This is a genomic window from Flavonifractor sp. HCP28S3_F3 (assembly GCF_052065355.1).
GTDB lineage: Bacteria > Bacillota > Clostridia > Oscillospirales > Oscillospiraceae > Flavonifractor.
On record NZ_JBQHUF010000017.1, the window covers coordinates 1 to 16,603 of the forward strand.

Here is a 16,603-nt window from a genome sequence, read left to right on the forward strand (position 1 = left end):
CCCAAACCCGGGGGGGGGGTGTTGTTTCCCCCCCCCCCCGCGCCTGAGTTCCGTTTCAGGGGGTCTTGCTTACTTCATGCCGTTCTCGTAGGCCTGGATCATCTTCTTGACCATCTGGCCGCCCACAGAACCGGCCTCGCGGCTGGTCAGGTCGCCGTTGTAACCCTGCTTCAGGTTGACGCCCACTTCCTGAGCGGCCTCCATCTTGAACTTGTTCAGGGCCTCACGAGCGCTGGAAACCACGGGCTGATTGCTGTTAGTGTTAGACATACGCTTTGCATCTCCTTACAACTTGTTTTGTGTGGATCAGCGATCCGAACATAGCTTTGCCCCAGCCCGGTTTTCTATGCGGGGGATTCTCTGCCAATCCAGGGAGCGTCAGGCATATCCCGTGTCTTCCCAGAATTTTCTTCCGTCTCCGAAATTTTCTCCTTGGCTTTCCGGTACGCCTATGATACCATGCCTTTGGTTTCGCATGGTAAGCCCGGAGGAATACAACCTCCAAAAAAGAAGCAGAGGAGTGAAACACCATGAGGAAGCATCTTTTATCTCTGCTGCTTTCCGCAGCCATGCTCAGTTCTTTTGTCCCGCCCGCGGCCGCCGCTGAAGAATCAGCCGGGACCTGGTATGATGAAGCAATGGCGGTTTGGGCAGAGCGCGGCGTGCTCCAGGGAGACGCCAGCGGGGACCTGAATCCCACGGCTTTCATGACCCGGGCCGAGCTGGCCGTCATGCTGGACCGCATCATGCTTTATCAGACCGCCGCCGAAAACACCTTTGCAGATGTGGAAGAGGGCGCCTGGTATACGGACGCCATATTAAAGGCCAACGCCGCCGGCATACTGCGGGGCAGCGGCGCTTATGCCCGTCCTTTGGACACCATTACCCGCCAGGAGGCCATGGTTCTGATGGCGCGGGCCATGAATTTGAGCGGAGACCCGGATGCTGCTGCCCCTTTCCGCGACGCGGACCAGATCGCCCCATGGGCCCGTGACTCTGTGGGCGCCATGGTCTCTTCCGGCTATGTCAGGGGGGATCGTGGTGCTATCATGCCTTCCGCCAACATCACCCGTGCGGAGGCCGCAGTCATGATGGACAACATCTTCGGTAAGGTCTGCGCCCAGCCGGGCATCTATACAGAGGATGTGGATACCTCCGTCGTTATCAGCACCGGCCAGGTCACCTTGCAGGATATGACCATTTCCGGCGACCTGATCGTGGCGGAGGGCGTGGGAGCGGGCAGCGTAACGCTGGATCGTGTAAACGTAAAAGGCCGGGTCCTTGTGCGCGGCTCCGGCTCCGTCAGGCTGGACGGCACCATGGATACCGTCGTGGTACAAGGTTCCGGCGCCTCTGTCGCCATCAGCGGTGATGTGACCCATGTAAACGTGTCCGCCTTTGCAGAAAACGCGGGAATCCATATTGCGGAAAATGCCCAGGTCCACTCCATAACTACCGCCGCCTATAACACCAATTTGACCGTATCCGGTAAGGTGCGGTCCGTAACTGTGGACAATACCGCCAGCGGCACCACCATAATTACCCAAAGCAGTGCCAGGATTGATTCTGTGACCACCTCCGGCACCGATACCACGGTGGAAGGCAGCGGTACCGTTTCCAAGGTGGAGGCCACGGAAAACGCCTCCGGCACCACCGTGAGTACCTCCGGCACCAGGGTGGAGAACAACAGCACCGAGCCCGTGAATACCGATGCCGGGGCGATAAATGCCGGTGAAACCGGCACTACCTCTGGGGGTAATTCCTCTGGCGGCGGGGGCAGTCAGCCTTCCCCCACCCCCTCCGCCATCGCTGTTGTCAAAAACGAGGCCGAGCTGGACGCGGCTCTTGCGGACGGGAGTATAACTGACATTGAACTGGGTGCGTCCTTCAACGTCACAAAGGAGATTTCCGTGGCACGCTCCGTCACCATTGACGGCAACCACTTTACCATCGGCGTCGGCAGCGACAGCTGGAGCGGCGAGAACGGCTCCAAGGCCCTGCTGTGTGTCCGTGCCGGCAGCGTGACGGTGAAGGACCTCACGCTGGACAGCAGGCATCTGGCCTACGGCCTGCAGGGCTATAAAACCGCCGGGCTGAAGCTGGAAAATGTGACCGCGCTGAACAGCAGAGGCAGCGGCCTGACGATCAACGGTTCTTCTGTTGCGGCCACCGGCCTGACCATTTCCGGCAGTGGCTGGGGCCAAAGCATCGACCTGTCCAAGGGCAGCGGTGTGGATGCCGCCGCCGATCTGACCCTGGACAGCGCCAGCGGGCTTGCCGACATCAACAAAATCACAGAGGATGGGACCAATGAGGCCACGGTCACCGTGGGCAATCAGACTTGGTACGCCGAAAAGATCTACATCCCTGCCGGTGATAAGAGCTATTTTAAATACATATATTCTGCTGATGCAACGGCGGAAAGCAGCGGCCGGATCCGCGTGCCTGCCGGCAGCGATGCCGGCACAAACGGCGCTTACCTTCAGGCAGTTATCGACGCGGCTCCCGCAAACGCCGAGATCCACCTGGACGCCGGGTCCTATCAAACGGATAGCGGCTTCTGGACCATCGGCAAGGCGCTGACCCTGGAAGGCAGCGGCGGCGCTGTGCTGCACAGCAAGCTCACTGTAACCGCAAGCGGCGTCACCCTGAAGGAGCTTACCATGAAGGTGGCCGTAACAGCCGCAGACCAGACCGCGCCCATTACCGCCGCCGGTGATCTGACCCTGACGGACTGCTCCATCAGCCGCTCCACCCAGACTGCCCAGCCCTACGGCTTACTGGTGGACGTGGAAGGCAAGCTCACTGCCGCGGATACCGTGTTTACCGCTCCCTGTGATCCCGACACCGCCTTCAGCGCCTCCCCCAGTGTGCTGGAGGCAGACGAGGTGGAGCTGGACGGCTGCACCATTGCCACCGACGGATACGGCCTGTTTGCTCAGCATGTGACCAGGGGCGTCGTCAAGAACACCGTCTTTACCGGCATCGACGGCCGTCCCATTCTGGGATGCTTCAACAGCACCGTGCTGAATGGGCTGGTCTTTGACGGCTGTACCTTTGAGATGGGTTATAACTCCATCGTCGCCGCCGGCAGCTTTACGGTCAAAAACTCCACCTTTGACTTTACCAGCACCCCCGACGGCGGCGCCGGCAACGGGATCAATATTTACGCGCAGAGCGGACATATCACGCTGGAGAACAACACCTTCCGGCTGGCGGCGGGAAAGACGGGCATCAACCTGACCTCCGCCGCCTGGGCCGCCGGAGGCCATGATGCCGCCATGGTCTCCATCACCGGCAACCGCTTTGAGGGGAGCGGCGCCTGCGCCATTAAAGTTTCCGACACATGGACGAACGTATCTGACGCCGATGCATACGCCGGCAGCAACGCCCTCAACGGAAATACAGTCATTCTTCCCGTGGCCTAACTTTTTATCCCGCATATTGCCGCCGCCGCGCCGTTTTCGGCTGCGCGGCGGTACTTTTTTCTCCGTTTTTCCATTCTTTGGGCGAACTGATACCCTCTTCCGCATTTCTTACATTTGTATGAAAGAAATAAAAACTTTCTCTTAATCTTCTGTTAATTGGTATGTAACACTCTTGTAATATTTTCAGAACGTGCTATGATAAGCAGAACCGGAACGGAAGCGCTGCCTTCCACTCCGGCGTCCCTTTGTTTTCACGATATTTGGAGGAACTGTATACCATGTCCATTCTGGAATTTGTGAAAGCGCTGAACTGGAGCATCGCCATTCTGTTCACGCTGCTGTACCTGTATCAGGGTCTTTACCTGATCGTCGGTCTGGTATGCCGCAGGCACAAGGACCGCCATGAACCCAGCCGTCTGCACCGTTTCGCGGTGGTCATCTCGGCCCGGAACGAGGAGCAGGTGATCGGAGAACTGCTGGAAAGTTTAAAACAGCAAAACTATCCCAAAGAGCTGCTGGACCTCTACGTGGTGGCGGACAACTGCACGGACGACACCGCCGGCGCGGCCCGGAAAGCAGGCGCCTTTGTCTATGAGCGTATGGACCAGATCCACAAGGGCAAAGGCTACGCCATGGATTACCTCTTCCGCCGTCTGAAGGACGAGGGCAAGAACAATTACGACGGCTACTTTGTCTTTGATGCAGACAATCTGGTAGACCCCAACTTCGTGCGGGAGATGAACCGCACCTTCGACCAGGGCTACGACGCCGTTACCTGCTACCGCAACTCCAAGAATTTCGGGGATAACTGGATCTCCGCCGGATACTCCATCTGGTTCCTGCGGGAGGCCCGCTTCCTCAACTTCCCCCGCACCCTGCTGGGCACCAACTGCCATGTGTCGGGCACCGGCTTCCTGGTGTCCTCCAAGGTCATTGAGGAAAACGGCGGCTGGCCCTTCCACCTGCTCACCGAGGACATCCAGTTCTCTGTGGACTGCGCCATCCAGGGCCGCAAGATCGGCTACTGCGACACCGCTGTGATCTACGACGAGCAGCCGGTCACCTTCCGGCAGTCCTGGGATCAGCGGCTGCGCTGGTCCAAGGGTTTTTACCAGGTGGACCGGGAGTATACCGTGCCCCTGGTGAAGGGCTTCTTCCGCCCCGGCCGGCTGGGCACCTCCTGCTACGACATGTTCGTCACCGTGGCTCCCGGCATGCTGCTCACCCTGGCCATGATCCTCTTCAACGCGGTGGTACTGGCCGCCTGCCTCACCCAGCCCGCCTATCTGGCCGCCCGGGTGATCCACGAGACGGTTGGCTTCATCACCTCCGCTGTAGGCAACTTCTATCTGGGTCTGCTGCTCTACGGCCTGTGTACGGTCCTGAGCGAGTGGAAGCACATCCAGGCTCCTGCCGTCAAGAAGCTGGGCTACGTCCTCACCTTCCCCATCTTCATGCTTACTTACATTCCCATCTCCATCGCCGCGCTGGTGCGCAAGGTGGAGTGGAAGCCCATCTACCACACCGCCACCAAAAAAGTGGGCGGCATGGGATAATAAAAAACGCCTCCGCCGGATCTCCGACGGAGGCGTTTCCATTTTCTTTACAGCTTGAAATCCTCGTCCTTTAGGCCGCTGAAATCCGGGGCCTTGGGCAGAGGCGGCACCCGTTTCAGGGGATCGTACTTAAACGCCCGGCAGCTCCCCGCCGGGGATACCACGCCCTTCTTGGCACACAGGATCTTCTCCTCGTCCAGCTGGGTCCCCCGTTCGCAATACGCGCAGCGGGGCTCGATCTTCTTTTGGAACAGCATGGGACAGCCTCCTCCCCGCTCTGCCGCGGGCCGATTCTCTTCGGTACATTATAGCATGGAGGCTCTGCCCTTGCCAAGTTTTTTTCTGGAGCCGGCGGCCGCCGCCAGGAAAAACAGCAGGAAAACCAGCCAGGCACACACCACCGATAGCATCAGGGTGCTGGAAAAATCGGTGCCCGCGATATCGGCCACCTGCTGGGCCAGGTAGTCGGACACCGGAGCCTCCAGCGGGATCAGCCGCACCAGCCCGGCGGTAAACAGGGCGGCCAGGCCGCCGTGGAGCAGCTTGCCCAACAGGTAGGTCCGGGCGGACAGGCCGCTGTCCCCCAGAAAGGAGAGCACCTGGCAGTGGACGGAGATCCCCGCCCAGCCCAGGATGAAGGCGGCCATGGTCAGCCGCCCGCTGAGGGTCCCCTCCCCCGACAGGGTCCACACGCCGGAGGAGATCTCCACCAGGCCGGTGAGCAGCCGCTGGGCCCATTCCGGCGTCATGCCGAAGGGTGCCAGCACCGTACCCAGTACCCGGGCCAGCCCGGGGAGAAAGCCGGAGATGACCAGCATCTGAATCACAACGGTAAAGAAGATCACAAAGGCGCAGATATTCAGGGTAGAAAAGAAGGAATTCTTCACCGCGCCGGTAAAGGCAGCGGTAAAGTGCTGGGCCTGGAACTGGGGCGAAAGCCGCCGCTCTCCCCGTTTCTTTTCCCCGTTCCTGCCGTAAAACCGGAACAGCACCCCGATGCACACCGACGCCAGGGCGTGGGCCAGGCAGAGCAGCACCCCCACCCGGCTGCTGGCAAAGACGCCGGCTCCCACCACGCCCAGGATGAAGGCGGGGCCGGAGTTGTTGCAGAAGGCCAGCAACCGTTCGGCCTCCGTCTTGGTGCACATACCGTTCTGGTACAGGCTGATGGCGGTCTTGGCCCCTACCGGATACCCGCCGATAAAGCCTAGGGCAAAGGCGGAGGCACAGGCTCCGTTCACACGAAACAGGGGCCGCATGACTCCCTCCAGCAGCCGCCCCAGATACCCAGCCAGCCCCAGCTCCACCACCAGCGAGGACAGCACAAAAAAGGGGAACAGAGATGGGACGATCACATTGCCGCACAGCTGCAGTCCGGTTCGGGCCGCCTCCATGGACGCCTGGGGATAGAGCAGCAGCGCCAGGGTAGCCCCCATCAGCCCCAGCCCCAGAAACAGATCCCGTACCCCTTGCTTGGAAAACAGCCTGGACATGGCCCTCACCTCCGTCAAGGATGCATATGCGTCCCGGGGTGAAAAATTGCCTGTCCAGGCTGTGTTTTCTTCTATTCAATTGCTTTGAAAGGTGCGGCTGAACAGGGTATAATCCTGCTCCAGGCGGGATAATAAGGGATAGCTTCCACGGTGGAGGATCCAGTCCACCACCACGCCTCGGAAGTGCCGGAAGAGGAAATCCGCCAACCACTCCGGCGTACAGCCCGGCATGGGCACGCCCTCCACCTCCATCTGCTTCAGGCACTCCAATACCGCCCGCAGGGTAAACCGTGTGGGGTCCATGGAGGCTGCGTCATCCGGAGAATCCAGCCGCCGCTGATAATAGCGGGCCACCAGCTCCCAGCCCTGTTCCTCGGTGAACTGGGCATAGGTGGACAGAATCAGCCACAGACGCTGAGCCGGCGGGTCCCCCTCATGGCCCGCCAGAGCCTCCTCCATATGCTGGTCCAGGGGGGAGAAGCCCCGGGAGAGCAGGTCCTCTTTGGAGCGAAAATGGTGATAAAAGGCCCCGGTAGTGATCCCCGCCCGCTGGCAGATGTCCCGGACGGATACCTTGTCAAAGCTGTGCTCCCGGGCCAGAACCATAGCGGCTTCCAGGATGGCCTGTTCGGTTTGTTTGGCCTGCAGCTTACGGCGCTGGTGATAGTCCATGTCCGCTTGACTCCCCCTTGACATTTCCATGACGAACCATTTATAATAGTAACATAACAATGTTATGCGACCATATTTCTATTATAGAATAGGATGATCGTCTTGTCAAACCGGGAAAAAATCGCGCTGCTCACTGACTCTACCGCCGACTTGTCGGCCGAGATGAGGGCAGGCACGCCCATTTACACCGTACCGCTGAAGATCATCTGCGAGGACGGAGAATTTTCCGACGGTGTAGACATTTTTGCCGAAGATATCTATCAGCGGCTCCACCGCGGGGAGCTGCCCCGCACCTCCCTGCCGGAGGGCGGATCGGTCAGCGATACCCTGGATCAGATCCGGGCCGACGGTTATGAGAAGGTCATCGCCCTGATGCTCTCCGGCGGTCTTTCGGGCACCTACAACATGGTGCGCCTGCAAGCTGCCCAGCGGGAGGATCTGGAGGTAGTGGCCTTTGACTCCAACTGCGGCTCTCTGGGGCTGGGCATCATGGTGCTCCAGCTGTGGGAGGAGATCAAGGCCGGAGCGGACTGGGACACCCTGATCTCCCAGCGGGTACCTCACCTGGTGGCCAACACCCACGCGTTTTTCTCCGTGGACACGCTGGAATATCTCTACAAGGGCGGGCGTATCGGAAAGGTGGCCGCCATGGCGGGCACCATGCTGAGCATCAAGTCCATCATCACCTTTGCCAGCGACGGCCAGCTGCAAAGCGTGGCCAAGGTGCGTGGCCGCCGCCAGGTGCAGGACAAGATCCTGGACCTGATGCGTCAGAAATTCCAGCCGGGCCGGCGCTATAATCTGGGCGTGGCCAACGGCGGCGCGCCGGAGGAGATGGCGGAGCTGTCCGCCAAGGTGCGGGCCGCTTTCCCCGACTACGAGCACTGCTGGGAGGGACCCATGGACGCCACCCTCAGCGTCTATATCGGCGACGGCGTCATCGGCGCCGGTATTCAGTATCTGGACTAACGAAAAACGGCGGACGCTTCTGCGTCCGCCGTTTTTTCCGTTCAGAGGGCCAGGGCCATGCACCAGCACAGGGTGGCTGCCACCGCTCCCGCCGCGGCGTATACCGGTCCTGGGATACGCCGCCACAGTCTGTTCCAGCGGGTATTTTTGCGCAGATAGCCGTCCGCCGCCCGCTGGGCCTCCTGGAGCACCTGGTCCGCCGTCACTCCTGTTTTGAAGGCGTCCTCTTTCACAATAAAAATGGCCTGCTCAAAAAAGCGGGGGTCGGGAGACCGCACCACAATGACCTGCCGGGCCACACCCTGCACCATACAAAACCCACATCCTTTCCAGCTTTGTTCCAGTATGTCCCATTCCGGCGCGGTCTATTCCCGGCATGGAATAGATTGGCGCTCATAACCCCTCCTTTCCCGCCGTACACTAGCTTCAGTGAGAAAGGGAGGCGGAAGGATGCGTGTGAACAGACGCAGACTGATCGGGGCTTTGGCCCTGCTCTTCATCCTAAATATTGCAGTCATTTCCCTGGCCCAGCAGGTCCAGGCGGCCACCTACCGGCAGGGCTCGTCGGGAGAACAGGTGCGGATCATCCAGAGCAAGCTGAAAAACTGGGGCTACTACGACGGCACGGTGGACGGCGTCTTCGGCAGCCAGACCACGCAGGCGGTAAAGTATTTCCAGCGGAAGAACGGCCTGACGGCCGACGGCATCGTAGGACCGGCCACGCTGCGGGCTCTGGGCATGTCGGACGGCGGCAGCAGCAGCACCAGCCAGTCGGCCAGCCTGGACCTGCTGGCCCGGGTCATCTCCGCGGAAGCCCGGGGCGAGCCATACAGCGGCCAGGTGGCAGTGGGGGCGGTGATTCTCAACCGGGTGGAGCACCCCTCCTTCCCCAACACCATCGCCGGCGTAGTCTATCAGCCGGGCGCCTTTACCTGCATGGTGGACGGGCAGATCGACCAGCCGGTGGCACAATCGGCGGTGCGTGCGGCTCAGGAGGCCCTCAACGGTGCCGACCCCAGCGGCGGGGCCATCTACTATTTCAACCCCAACACCGCCACCAGCGCCTGGATCTGGAGCCGGCCGCTGATCAAGGTCATCGGAAACCACCGGTTCTGCTCCTGAACATGTGTGAAAAGCCCGCTCCCCTCGGTGTGAGGGGGGCGGGCTTTTCCGCTCAGCTCTCCATGTGGCGGCCCAGAAAGCCGGCAATGGTCTGGGCCAGCTTGTAATCGGTCTCGTCGCTGGTCTGCTCGGGATCTGTGCTGGCGAAGATCACGCAGCCCAGCACGTCTCCCTCGGACAGGATAGGCGCGGCGCAGAGAGCCACATACTTGTCGCTGTCCTCGCACACCGGCAGGGCGGCGCCGCCGGACTGGGACTGATAGATCTGCCTGCCCTCCATGACCTGCTCCAGCTCGGAAGAGATCCGCTTGTCAGCCAGCTCCCGGCGGGGGGTACCGGCTACGGCAATACAGGCGTCCCGGTCGGTGATCACCGCGATCTTGCCGGTGGTCTTGTTCAGGGTCTCGCACATCTGTCCGGCAAAATCCCCCAGGCCACCCATCAGGGAGTACTTTTTGAAAATGACGCCGCCGTCTTTATCGGTATAGATCTCCAGAGGGTCGCCCTCCCGGATGCGCATGGTCCGGCGGATCTCCTTGGGGATCACCACCCGTCCCAGATCGTCGATACGGCGTACAATGCCAGTGGCTTTCATATCCAACTCCTCCTGCGATTGTGGTTACAGCCCTTAGTATCCGCAGGTTTCTTTTACCTATGCAGGAAGAGCAGGTGGTTTCATCTGGAAAAGCGCGCAAAAATGTCCTCCGGGCAATTCTGCCCGGAGGACACGCTTTCTGATACTCAGATACCCTTCTCTACCACCTGTGCCTTGATGAGGTTGGTGGTGCCGGACTTGCCCAGAGGCACGCCGGCGGTAATGACCACCGTCTCGCCCGGCTTCACGGCCCCTTCCTTCCGGGCCACATCCACAGCCAGGGAGAACATCCGGTCGGTGGAGTCCACCTCGCCGGACAGATAGGCGTGGACGCCCCAGGAGATGGCCAGCCGCCGACGGGTAGATTCATTCTGGCACAGCGCCACAATGGGGCAGGCGGGACGGAAGCGGGAGATCACCTTGGCGGTATAGCCAGACTTGGTGGGCGCCAGGATGGCCGTAGCGCTCAGGTCCATAGCGGTCAGGCAGCAGGTGTGGGTGATGGCGTCGCTGATGCTGGAGATACCGGGCAGCAGGTTGCTCTCCCGGAAACGGCCCCAGTAGTCGATGGCATCCTCCGCCGCAGTCACGGTGTCCACCATGGTCTCCAGCGCCTCGATGGGATATTTGCCGGAGGCGGTCTCACCGGAGAGCATCACGCAGGAGGTGCCGTCAAACACGGCGTTGGCCACATCGGACACCTCGGCACGGGTGGGCCGGGGATTGCGGATCATGGAATCCAGCATCTGGGTGGCGGTGATGACCGGCAGGCCCGCCCGGGTGGTGGCCTTGATCATCTTCTTCTGCAGGATGGGCACCTCATGGGCAGGGATCTCCACACCCAGGTCGCCCCGGGCCACCATGATGCCGTCAGAGGCGGCGATGATGCCCTCGATGTTGTCCACACCCTCCCGGTTCTCGATCTTGGAGATGATGCGGATGTCGTCCCCGCCGTGCTTGTGCAGCTCAGCCCGGATATCCTCCACGTCGCTGGCCTTGCGGACGAAGGAGGCGGCGATGAAGTCGAAGTCATGCTCCGCCGCAAACTTCAGGTCCTCCCGGTCCTTATCGGTGAGGGAGGGCAGCAGGATATGTACGTCGGGAATGTTGATGGATTTGTTGCTGGACAGGGGACCGCCGTTCTCCACCTCGCAGTGGATGGCGTGGCCCTCCACGTTCTTGACCCGCAGCTCAATGAGGCCGTCGTCCACCAGAATGCGGCAGCCGGGACCCACCTCCTGATGGAGGTTCTCATAGGTGACGGACACCTGGGTCTCGTCGCCGGGCACGTCGTCGGTGGTCAGGGTGAATTCCTGCCCCTGGTTCAGGGTGACGGGGCCATTGGCAAAGGTCTTGATGCGGATCTCAGGACCCTTCGTGTCCAGAATGGTGGCCACAGGGGCGCCCAGAGTGTCCCGAACCTTTTTGAACATGTTCAGCCGGGCCAGCTGCTCAGCATGGCTTCCGTGGGAAAAGTTAAAGCGGGCGGCGTTCATACCGGCGCGGATCAGCTTCTCAATGGTCTCCTCATTGTCCACAGCGGGACCAAGGGTGCAGATGATTTTCGTCTTTCTCATATCGTACCTCCGTTGGGTATCCGGTTTCTGTTTGAACACTCAAAAAAATACGGAAACATCATACACCATTTGGCCGGTTTTGGAAAGAGGAAATCCATGTGTTTTTTCTTAATGCCAATAAGCAGAGCACAGTGCCCGCGCAGCCGCAGGCAATACACCCGGCCAGCATCAGATTGGCGCCTCCCAGATCCAGGGTGCAGCCTGCCAGCAGACCGCCAAGCATACCGCCCAGGCCGTTAGAGGCCACCATCATCACCGTCTGGCCCCGGACCCGGTCGGCCTCAGGCACCGACTCGTTGACAAAGTACACCGAGGCGGGGGTAAACAGGCCGTAGCCCAGCACCTGGATGGGCTGCACCAGCAGCACCCCCAGGTAGCCGGTGGTGAGCAGCAGCAAAACTCCCTTCAGGGTACCGAAGAGCATGCTGAGCATCACCAGCTTTCCGCTGCCCAGCCGCCGCAGCAGCTTTCCGAAGAACAGGGCGGTGGGCAGCTCGGAGGCTCCCATGAGAAAGAGGGCCAGACCCAGGTCGGCCTCGGTGCCGCCCCGGCTGGTGACGATATTCACCAGGAAATTGGACAGGGGCATGATCCCGGTCAGGCCCAGCAGCACCCCCGCCAGCATCAGAGTAAACCTGGGATTGCTCTTCAGCAGGGACAGGGCCGACTGGGGCTTGGGTCCCGTCTGCTGGGAAGCGCGCCTGTCTCCCCGGTAGGCCGGGTAAGAGGCCACCAGCGCAGCCTCCCCCACCACCAGGAGCAGATGGGTGAGCAGGGTGCTCTCCAAGCCAGCGCTGCCCACCTGGAGCCCCAGCAGCACGCACACCACCGCATAGGCCATGGAGCCCACACCCCGGCCCAGGCTGTACCGGATGGGCACGCCGTCGTTGATAAACTGGATGGCCATGGCGTCCATCAGGGGATAGGAGGACACCTCCAGTCCGCCGATCACCACCCACACCAGAGCGGTCTCCCACAGGCCCATATCGGGAGAGAGCCAGTACCAGGCTCCCGCCCCCAGGGAGAGGAGCAGGGAAATGGTGACGATGCGCTTCAGTGGGATCTCCGGGTGCCGGTCGGCAAAGCCACCCAGCAGAGGCTGGCAGACAATGCCCGCCAGGCAGCGCACCGCCGTCATGAGCCCCGCCTCACCGTTGGAAAATCCCCGCTCCAGCAGCAGGGCGGTCTGGTAGGCCACTACAGAGGCAAACATGGCCCAGAATCCCGCCTGCATCACAATGTAGTGATGGTCCAGGCGGCGGAAGGAGGGCCGGTTCTGTTGTCCGTCCAAGCTGTTCACTCCGTCTTGCTAAATTCAAACATATTGTCCAGCCCGGCCGTGCTGGCGGTATAGAGGGTGAGTACCAGGTCGGGCTCCAGCTCCTCCATGGTCTCCATCAGATCTCCGGTAAAATGCCGCAGGTCGATGGTAGTCAGCTCCGAGCAGGACAGAGACAGGAAGGGCGCCATGGTACAGGAGAAGGACTCCCGGAGCAGCACCACCTTGGGTCCGTCGGGATTGTTGTGGTTGATCATGGTGGCCATGCCGTAGTCTCCGCCGGAGTAATAGGTATAGGGGTTGCCGTTGAACCAGTCCTTCTCCGCCACCCGCTCGGGAAAGCACACCGACTGCTCAAAGGGTCCGGAGCGGTTGAAGCTGCCGTCGCTGTTGACATAGGTGAGGTTGGTATCAAATTTGGGGGTGTAGATGGTAAAGTCGTCCACTCCGGCATAGAGGCTGCCTACCCGCTTGCCCTGGCTGCCCAGGAAGAAGTCCTCCAGCACGGTGGTCTGCCAGTTGTTGGGGTCGGTCAGAATAGAAGGGGTCTCGATGCCATAGCGCACATCCAGCTCGCCGGCCAGATACTGCCAGGCAAAGAAGGCCGCCTCCGGCTTCCAGTGGTGGTCGGTATAGAAAAACCAGTTGGAGTAGATGCCGTTGCTCTCAAACAGCGGCCGCAGGTCGATATAGTCTACCCCCAGCCGGTCCAGGCCCTCCAGATAGGCGTCGCAGGTGGCGTTTCCGTTTTCCTCCAGCCCCTTGGGCAAGGTATCGCCTCCCCGCTGGATCTTCTGGGGGGCGGCCACATAGAGGTAGGGGACGCCCAACTCCTCCAGCGCTCCGGCAAACTCCGCCGTGGCCTCCGCCCGGGCGTCCACCGCCGCCTGATCCGGCTGGGCAGCGGCTCCCAGATTCACAAAGTTCAGCGCCCCGGTGGACAGCTTGGCCACCGTATTGCCCGCTACCATATCCTGAATGACCCGCCGTCCGGAAAGGTGCTGTACGCCGCCGTAAAGCTGGATAAACAGATGGTCCCGGTCCAGGTCGCTGTTCACCGCGCTCTCCGCCCCCTCCAGCAGGACCATCGGGTCACGCTCCCGCACTGTGGTCTTGAGCAGCGTCTCCAGCTTGCCCTCGCCTCCCAGAAAGGAGGTAGCCACCAGCACCAGTCCCACCGCCGTCAGCAGCAGGAACAGGAGGGCGGTTATCGTATCGCGTCGTTTCATAAGTCCCTCCTGTTAAAAATTAAAGTAGATGAAGGGATTGTAGGTCCCTTTGATGATGAAGCTGGCCGACACAAGGAAAACGCATGCCGCCATCAGGGCGTAGCCCACATCCAGCACGATGCTGCTCCGCTTCGCCGCCCAATCCCGCAGCGCGGGAGCCGCCGGCGCAGCAAAGATTGCCCCGGCCAGCAGCACCGTCCAGTTCTCCCGGAAAAACAGGCCGGTCTCGGCGCTCCACAGCCCGGCGCCCTGGCCGAACATGGTGGCCAGATAGCCCGCCGCCTGGCCAAGGCCGTCGGCCCGGAAGAGTACCCAGGCGAAATTCACCATCAGGAAGGTGAACAGCCACTGGCACACCACCGGCCAGCCCCGGCCCAGATGTCCGTACTTCTCCAGCACCAGCAGGACGAAATAGAACAGGCCCCAGGCGATAAAGGTCCAGTTGGCGCCATGCCAGATACCGGTCAGCAGCCATACCACAAACAGGTTGCGAATATGCTTTGCCTTGGAGGATACCCGGCTGCCTCCCAGCGGGAAGTAGACATAATCCCGGAACCAGGTGGACAGAGAGATATGCCACCGCCGCCAGAATTCGGTGATGGATTTGGAAATGTAGGGGTAGTTGAAGTTCTCCAGGAAGTGGAACCCGAACATCTTGCCCAGGCCAATGGCCATGTCGGAATAGCCGGAGAAGTCATAGTAGATCTGGAAGGTATAGCACAGGGCGCCCAGCCAGGCGAAGGAGAGGGTCAGCTTGTCCGCGCTCTCCAGGGCAAAGGCCCGGTCCGCCACCAGAGCCAGCTGGTTGGACAGCAGCACCTTCTTCCCCAGGCCCACGATAAACCGGCTGCACCCGGCGGAGAAATCCGCCCAGGTCTCCTTCCGGTTGTCGATCTGGTCGGCCACCGTCTCATACTTGACGATGGGTCCGGCGATGAGCTGGGGGAAGAAGGAGATGTACAGTCCCACCTTCAGAGGGGAGCGCTGAACCTGGCCTCTCCCCCGCTGCACATCCAGCACATAGCTGAGCGCCTGGAAGGTGAAGAAGGAAATGCCGATGGGCAGCTCGATACCGGGGATCACAAAGGAGCCGCCCAGGCGATTCAGAATACCTAGAGTAAATGTCAGATATTTAAATACAAACAGGATACTCAAATTAAACAAGACGGCCATCAGCACGGGCACTCTCGTGCCCGTGCCCGTGGACTGTCCACGGGCCACCCACAGGCCGAAGCCGTAGTTGACCACGATGGAGAGCATCATCACCAACACGAACCAGGGCTCTCCCCAGGCGTAGAACACCAGGGAAGCCACCAGCAGGAAAATGTTCTGGGCCTGACGCCACCGGCGCAGGAACAGGTAGTAGACGATAAGCACCCCGGGCAGGAACAGAAACAGAAAAACAGAACTGGAAAATAGCACGCGGCCGCCTCCTTTTATGCTCCGGCGGGAACCAGCTCGATCCAGTAGCCGTCCGGGTCCTCGATAAAGTAGATTCCCATGTCGGGGTTCTCAAAGCAGACGCAGCCCATAGCCTTGTGCCGCGCCAGCAGCTCGTCGAAGCGATCGGTGCGGAAGGCCAGGTGGAACTCCTGCTCCCCCAGGTCATAGGGCTCGGTCCGGTCCCGCAGCCAGGTCAGCTCCAGGCGAAAATCGCTCTCACCGTCTCCCAGGTAGACCAGTTTGAAGGAGCCGTCGTCGGCGTTCTTCTCCTCCACCGGGGTGAGCTCCAGGGCCTCCCGGTAAAAGGTCAGGGAGCGCTCCAGGTCCAGCACATTGAAATTGAAGTGGTCAAATCGCAGCATCATTGTTTCTCCTTATTGATTGGTATTACATGCCCTCGGCGATCCGCCGGCCCGTGGGTGTAGCGGCCAGGCCGCCGCCGCCGGTCTCTCGCAGGGAGGCGGGCAGGGCCTCTCCCACCGAGCGCATGGCGTCGATGACCTCGTCGCAGGGGATGGCGCTCCCCACACCGGACAGGGCCAGCTCGGCACAGGACAGGGCGTTCATGGCACCCATCACATTGCGGGTGACGCAGGGCACCTCCACCAGCCCAGCCACCGGGTCGCACACCAGGCCCAGGGTGTTGGAGAGGGCCAGGGCGCAGGCGGCAGCCATTTGCTCCCCCGTGCCCCCCATCAGATGGACCAGGGCGGCGGCGGCCATGGCGGAGGCGGAGCCCACCTCAGCCTGACAGCCTCCCTCCGCTCCCGAGATGGAGGCACGGGTGGCGATGACCTGTCCGAACCCGGCGGCCACATAGAGGGCCTCCACCATCTGCTCGTCCTTCAGGCCGTCCCGGGCCTGGAGGGGCAGCAGCACCGCGGGAAGTACCCCGCTGGAGCCGGCGGTGGGGGCGGCCACGATGCGCTTCATACAGGCGTTGCACTCCCCCGTTTTCAGCGCGGCGGCCATCACCTGCCGCAGGAAGGGGGGACACAGACCGGAGCCTTCCCCCTCCAGCAGAGCGCCCGCTCCGCCGATCAGTCCGCTGTGGGAGCGGGCGGCAGGGTCATATTCCGTTACCGGAGGCGCCATGGCCGCCCACAGGGCGGACATCTGGGCAAAGGACCGCTGGCGGTCCACCCCCCGGTCGTTGCAGTCGTCCTCCAACACCGCCTCCCATACCGGGCGGGTGCGGGCCGCTGTCAGCAGCCCTTCCACGGATGAAAAAGCCATAATT

At 61.3% G+C, this 16,603-nt stretch carries 16 protein-coding genes; 4 read left to right on the plus strand and 12 right to left on the minus strand.

What is annotated here, in order from left to right:
• Nucleotides 1–69: 69 nt before the first annotated feature.
• Nucleotides 70–270: an alpha/beta-type small acid-soluble spore protein gene (locus ACTNB1_RS13365; RefSeq protein ID WP_297211423.1), complete on the minus strand. Its 201-nt coding sequence runs from the start codon at nucleotides 268–270 to the stop codon at nucleotides 70–72.
• 260 nt (nucleotides 271–530) lie between these two features.
• Here ACTNB1_RS13365 and ACTNB1_RS13370 point away from each other — a divergent pair, with 260 nt between their 5' ends.
• Entirely contained in the window at nucleotides 531–3,428 is a 2,898-nt protein-coding gene (locus ACTNB1_RS13370) for an S-layer homology domain-containing protein (protein WP_441170142.1), read from the plus strand.
• Between the two features lie 278 nt (nucleotides 3,429–3,706).
• Nucleotides 3,707–4,984, plus strand: coding sequence for a glycosyltransferase family 2 protein (locus ACTNB1_RS13375; RefSeq protein WP_441170143.1), 1,278 nt, complete (start codon nucleotides 3,707–3,709; stop codon nucleotides 4,982–4,984).
• Nucleotides 4,985–5,031: 47 nt separating this feature from the next.
• On the opposite strand, the gene ACTNB1_RS13380 is transcribed toward ACTNB1_RS13375, so the two are convergent.
• From ACTNB1_RS13380 to ACTNB1_RS13390, 3 genes are all read right to left on the minus strand, one after another.
• Complete coding sequence (locus ACTNB1_RS13380) at nucleotides 5,032–5,241, minus strand: hypothetical protein (protein ID WP_441170144.1); 210 nt, start codon at nucleotides 5,239–5,241, stop codon at nucleotides 5,032–5,034.
• Nucleotides 5,242–5,289: 48 nt separating this feature from the next.
• On the minus strand, nucleotides 5,290–6,477 hold the full coding sequence (locus ACTNB1_RS13385) for a nucleoside recognition domain-containing protein (RefSeq protein WP_441170145.1): 1,188 nt from the start codon (nucleotides 6,475–6,477) through the stop codon (nucleotides 5,290–5,292).
• Between the two features lie 75 nt (nucleotides 6,478–6,552).
• Entirely contained in the window at nucleotides 6,553–7,149 is a 597-nt protein-coding gene (locus ACTNB1_RS13390; RefSeq protein ID WP_441170147.1) for a TetR/AcrR family transcriptional regulator, read from the minus strand.
• 93 nt (nucleotides 7,150–7,242) lie between these two features.
• Between ACTNB1_RS13390 and ACTNB1_RS13395 the strand changes: the two genes are divergently transcribed.
• Entirely contained in the window at nucleotides 7,243–8,118 is an 876-nt protein-coding gene (locus ACTNB1_RS13395) for a DegV family protein (protein ID WP_441170149.1), read from the plus strand.
• A 41-nt stretch (nucleotides 8,119–8,159) separates the two neighbouring features.
• On the opposite strand, the gene ACTNB1_RS13400 is transcribed toward ACTNB1_RS13395, so the two are convergent.
• Entirely contained in the window at nucleotides 8,160–8,429 is a 270-nt protein-coding gene (locus ACTNB1_RS13400) for a translation initiation factor 2 (RefSeq protein ID WP_441170150.1), read from the minus strand.
• 139 nt (nucleotides 8,430–8,568) lie between these two features.
• Here ACTNB1_RS13400 and sleB point away from each other — a divergent pair, with 139 nt between their 5' ends.
• Nucleotides 8,569–9,240, plus strand: a complete 672-nt coding sequence (gene sleB, locus ACTNB1_RS13405) for a spore cortex-lytic enzyme (RefSeq protein ID WP_441170152.1) — start codon at nucleotides 8,569–8,571, stop codon at nucleotides 9,238–9,240.
• Nucleotides 9,241–9,292: 52 nt separating this feature from the next.
• Here sleB and ACTNB1_RS13410 read toward each other — a convergent pair whose 3' ends face one another.
• The 7 genes from ACTNB1_RS13410 to sdaAA form a co-directional block, all read right to left on the minus strand.
• Nucleotides 9,293–9,835: a stage V sporulation T C-terminal domain-containing protein gene (locus ACTNB1_RS13410; protein ID WP_441170153.1), complete on the minus strand. Its 543-nt coding sequence runs from the start codon at nucleotides 9,833–9,835 to the stop codon at nucleotides 9,293–9,295.
• A gap of 146 nt (nucleotides 9,836–9,981) precedes the next feature.
• Nucleotides 9,982–11,412 (minus strand): pyruvate kinase, encoded by a 1,431-nt coding sequence (pyk, locus tag ACTNB1_RS13415; protein ID WP_441170154.1) that lies wholly within the window; start codon nucleotides 11,410–11,412, stop codon nucleotides 9,982–9,984.
• 58 nt (nucleotides 11,413–11,470) lie between these two features.
• Nucleotides 11,471–12,712 (minus strand): MFS transporter, encoded by a 1,242-nt coding sequence (locus tag ACTNB1_RS13420; RefSeq protein WP_441170156.1) that lies wholly within the window; start codon nucleotides 12,710–12,712, stop codon nucleotides 11,471–11,473.
• Complete coding sequence (locus tag ACTNB1_RS13425; RefSeq protein ID WP_441170157.1) at nucleotides 12,709–13,920, minus strand: DHHW family protein; 1,212 nt, start codon at nucleotides 13,918–13,920, stop codon at nucleotides 12,709–12,711. Before ACTNB1_RS13425 ends, ACTNB1_RS13420 begins: the two co-directional genes overlap by 4 nt.
• 12 nt (nucleotides 13,921–13,932) lie before the next feature.
• Nucleotides 13,933–15,342, minus strand: coding sequence for an MBOAT family O-acyltransferase (locus tag ACTNB1_RS13430; RefSeq protein ID WP_441170159.1), 1,410 nt, complete (start codon nucleotides 15,340–15,342; stop codon nucleotides 13,933–13,935).
• 14 nt (nucleotides 15,343–15,356) lie between these two features.
• Nucleotides 15,357–15,725 (minus strand): VOC family protein, encoded by a 369-nt coding sequence (locus ACTNB1_RS13435; RefSeq protein WP_441170160.1) that lies wholly within the window; start codon nucleotides 15,723–15,725, stop codon nucleotides 15,357–15,359.
• Nucleotides 15,726–15,750: 25 nt separating this feature from the next.
• Complete coding sequence (gene sdaAA, locus ACTNB1_RS13440; protein ID WP_441170162.1) at nucleotides 15,751–16,599, minus strand: L-serine ammonia-lyase, iron-sulfur-dependent, subunit alpha; 849 nt, start codon at nucleotides 16,597–16,599, stop codon at nucleotides 15,751–15,753.
• Nucleotides 16,600–16,603: the final 4 nt, after the last annotated feature.

Bases quoted from the DNA above. Each gene is read 5' to 3' on its own strand.
- ACTNB1_RS13365 (WP_297211423.1), bottom strand. From the start codon at position 270: ATGTCTAACACTAACAGCAATCAGCCCGTGGTTTCCAGCGCTCGTGAG.
- ACTNB1_RS13370 (WP_441170142.1), top strand. From the start codon at position 531: ATGAGGAAGCATCTTTTATCTCTGCTGCTTTCCGCAGCCATGCTCAGT.
- ACTNB1_RS13375 (WP_441170143.1), top strand. From the start codon at position 3,707: ATGTCCATTCTGGAATTTGTGAAAGCGCTGAACTGGAGCATCGCCATT.
- ACTNB1_RS13380 (WP_441170144.1), bottom strand. From the start codon at position 5,241: ATGCTGTTCCAAAAGAAGATCGAGCCCCGCTGCGCGTATTGCGAACGG.
- ACTNB1_RS13385 (WP_441170145.1), bottom strand. From the start codon at position 6,477: ATGTCCAGGCTGTTTTCCAAGCAAGGGGTACGGGATCTGTTTCTGGGG.
- ACTNB1_RS13390 (WP_441170147.1), bottom strand. From the start codon at position 7,149: ATGGACTATCACCAGCGCCGTAAGCTGCAGGCCAAACAAACCGAACAG.
- ACTNB1_RS13395 (WP_441170149.1), top strand. From the start codon at position 7,243: ATGATCGTCTTGTCAAACCGGGAAAAAATCGCGCTGCTCACTGACTCT.
- ACTNB1_RS13400 (WP_441170150.1), bottom strand. From the start codon at position 8,429: ATGGTGCAGGGTGTGGCCCGGCAGGTCATTGTGGTGCGGTCTCCCGAC.
- sleB (WP_441170152.1), top strand. From the start codon at position 8,569: ATGCGTGTGAACAGACGCAGACTGATCGGGGCTTTGGCCCTGCTCTTC.
- ACTNB1_RS13410 (WP_441170153.1), bottom strand. From the start codon at position 9,835: ATGAAAGCCACTGGCATTGTACGCCGTATCGACGATCTGGGACGGGTG.
- pyk (WP_441170154.1), bottom strand. From the start codon at position 11,412: ATGAGAAAGACGAAAATCATCTGCACCCTTGGTCCCGCTGTGGACAAT.
- ACTNB1_RS13425 (WP_441170157.1), bottom strand. From the start codon at position 13,920: ATGAAACGACGCGATACGATAACCGCCCTCCTGTTCCTGCTGCTGACG.
- ACTNB1_RS13435 (WP_441170160.1), bottom strand. From the start codon at position 15,725: ATGCTGCGATTTGACCACTTCAATTTCAATGTGCTGGACCTGGAGCGC.
- sdaAA (WP_441170162.1), bottom strand. From the start codon at position 16,599: ATGGCTTTTTCATCCGTGGAAGGGCTGCTGACAGCGGCCCGCACCCGC.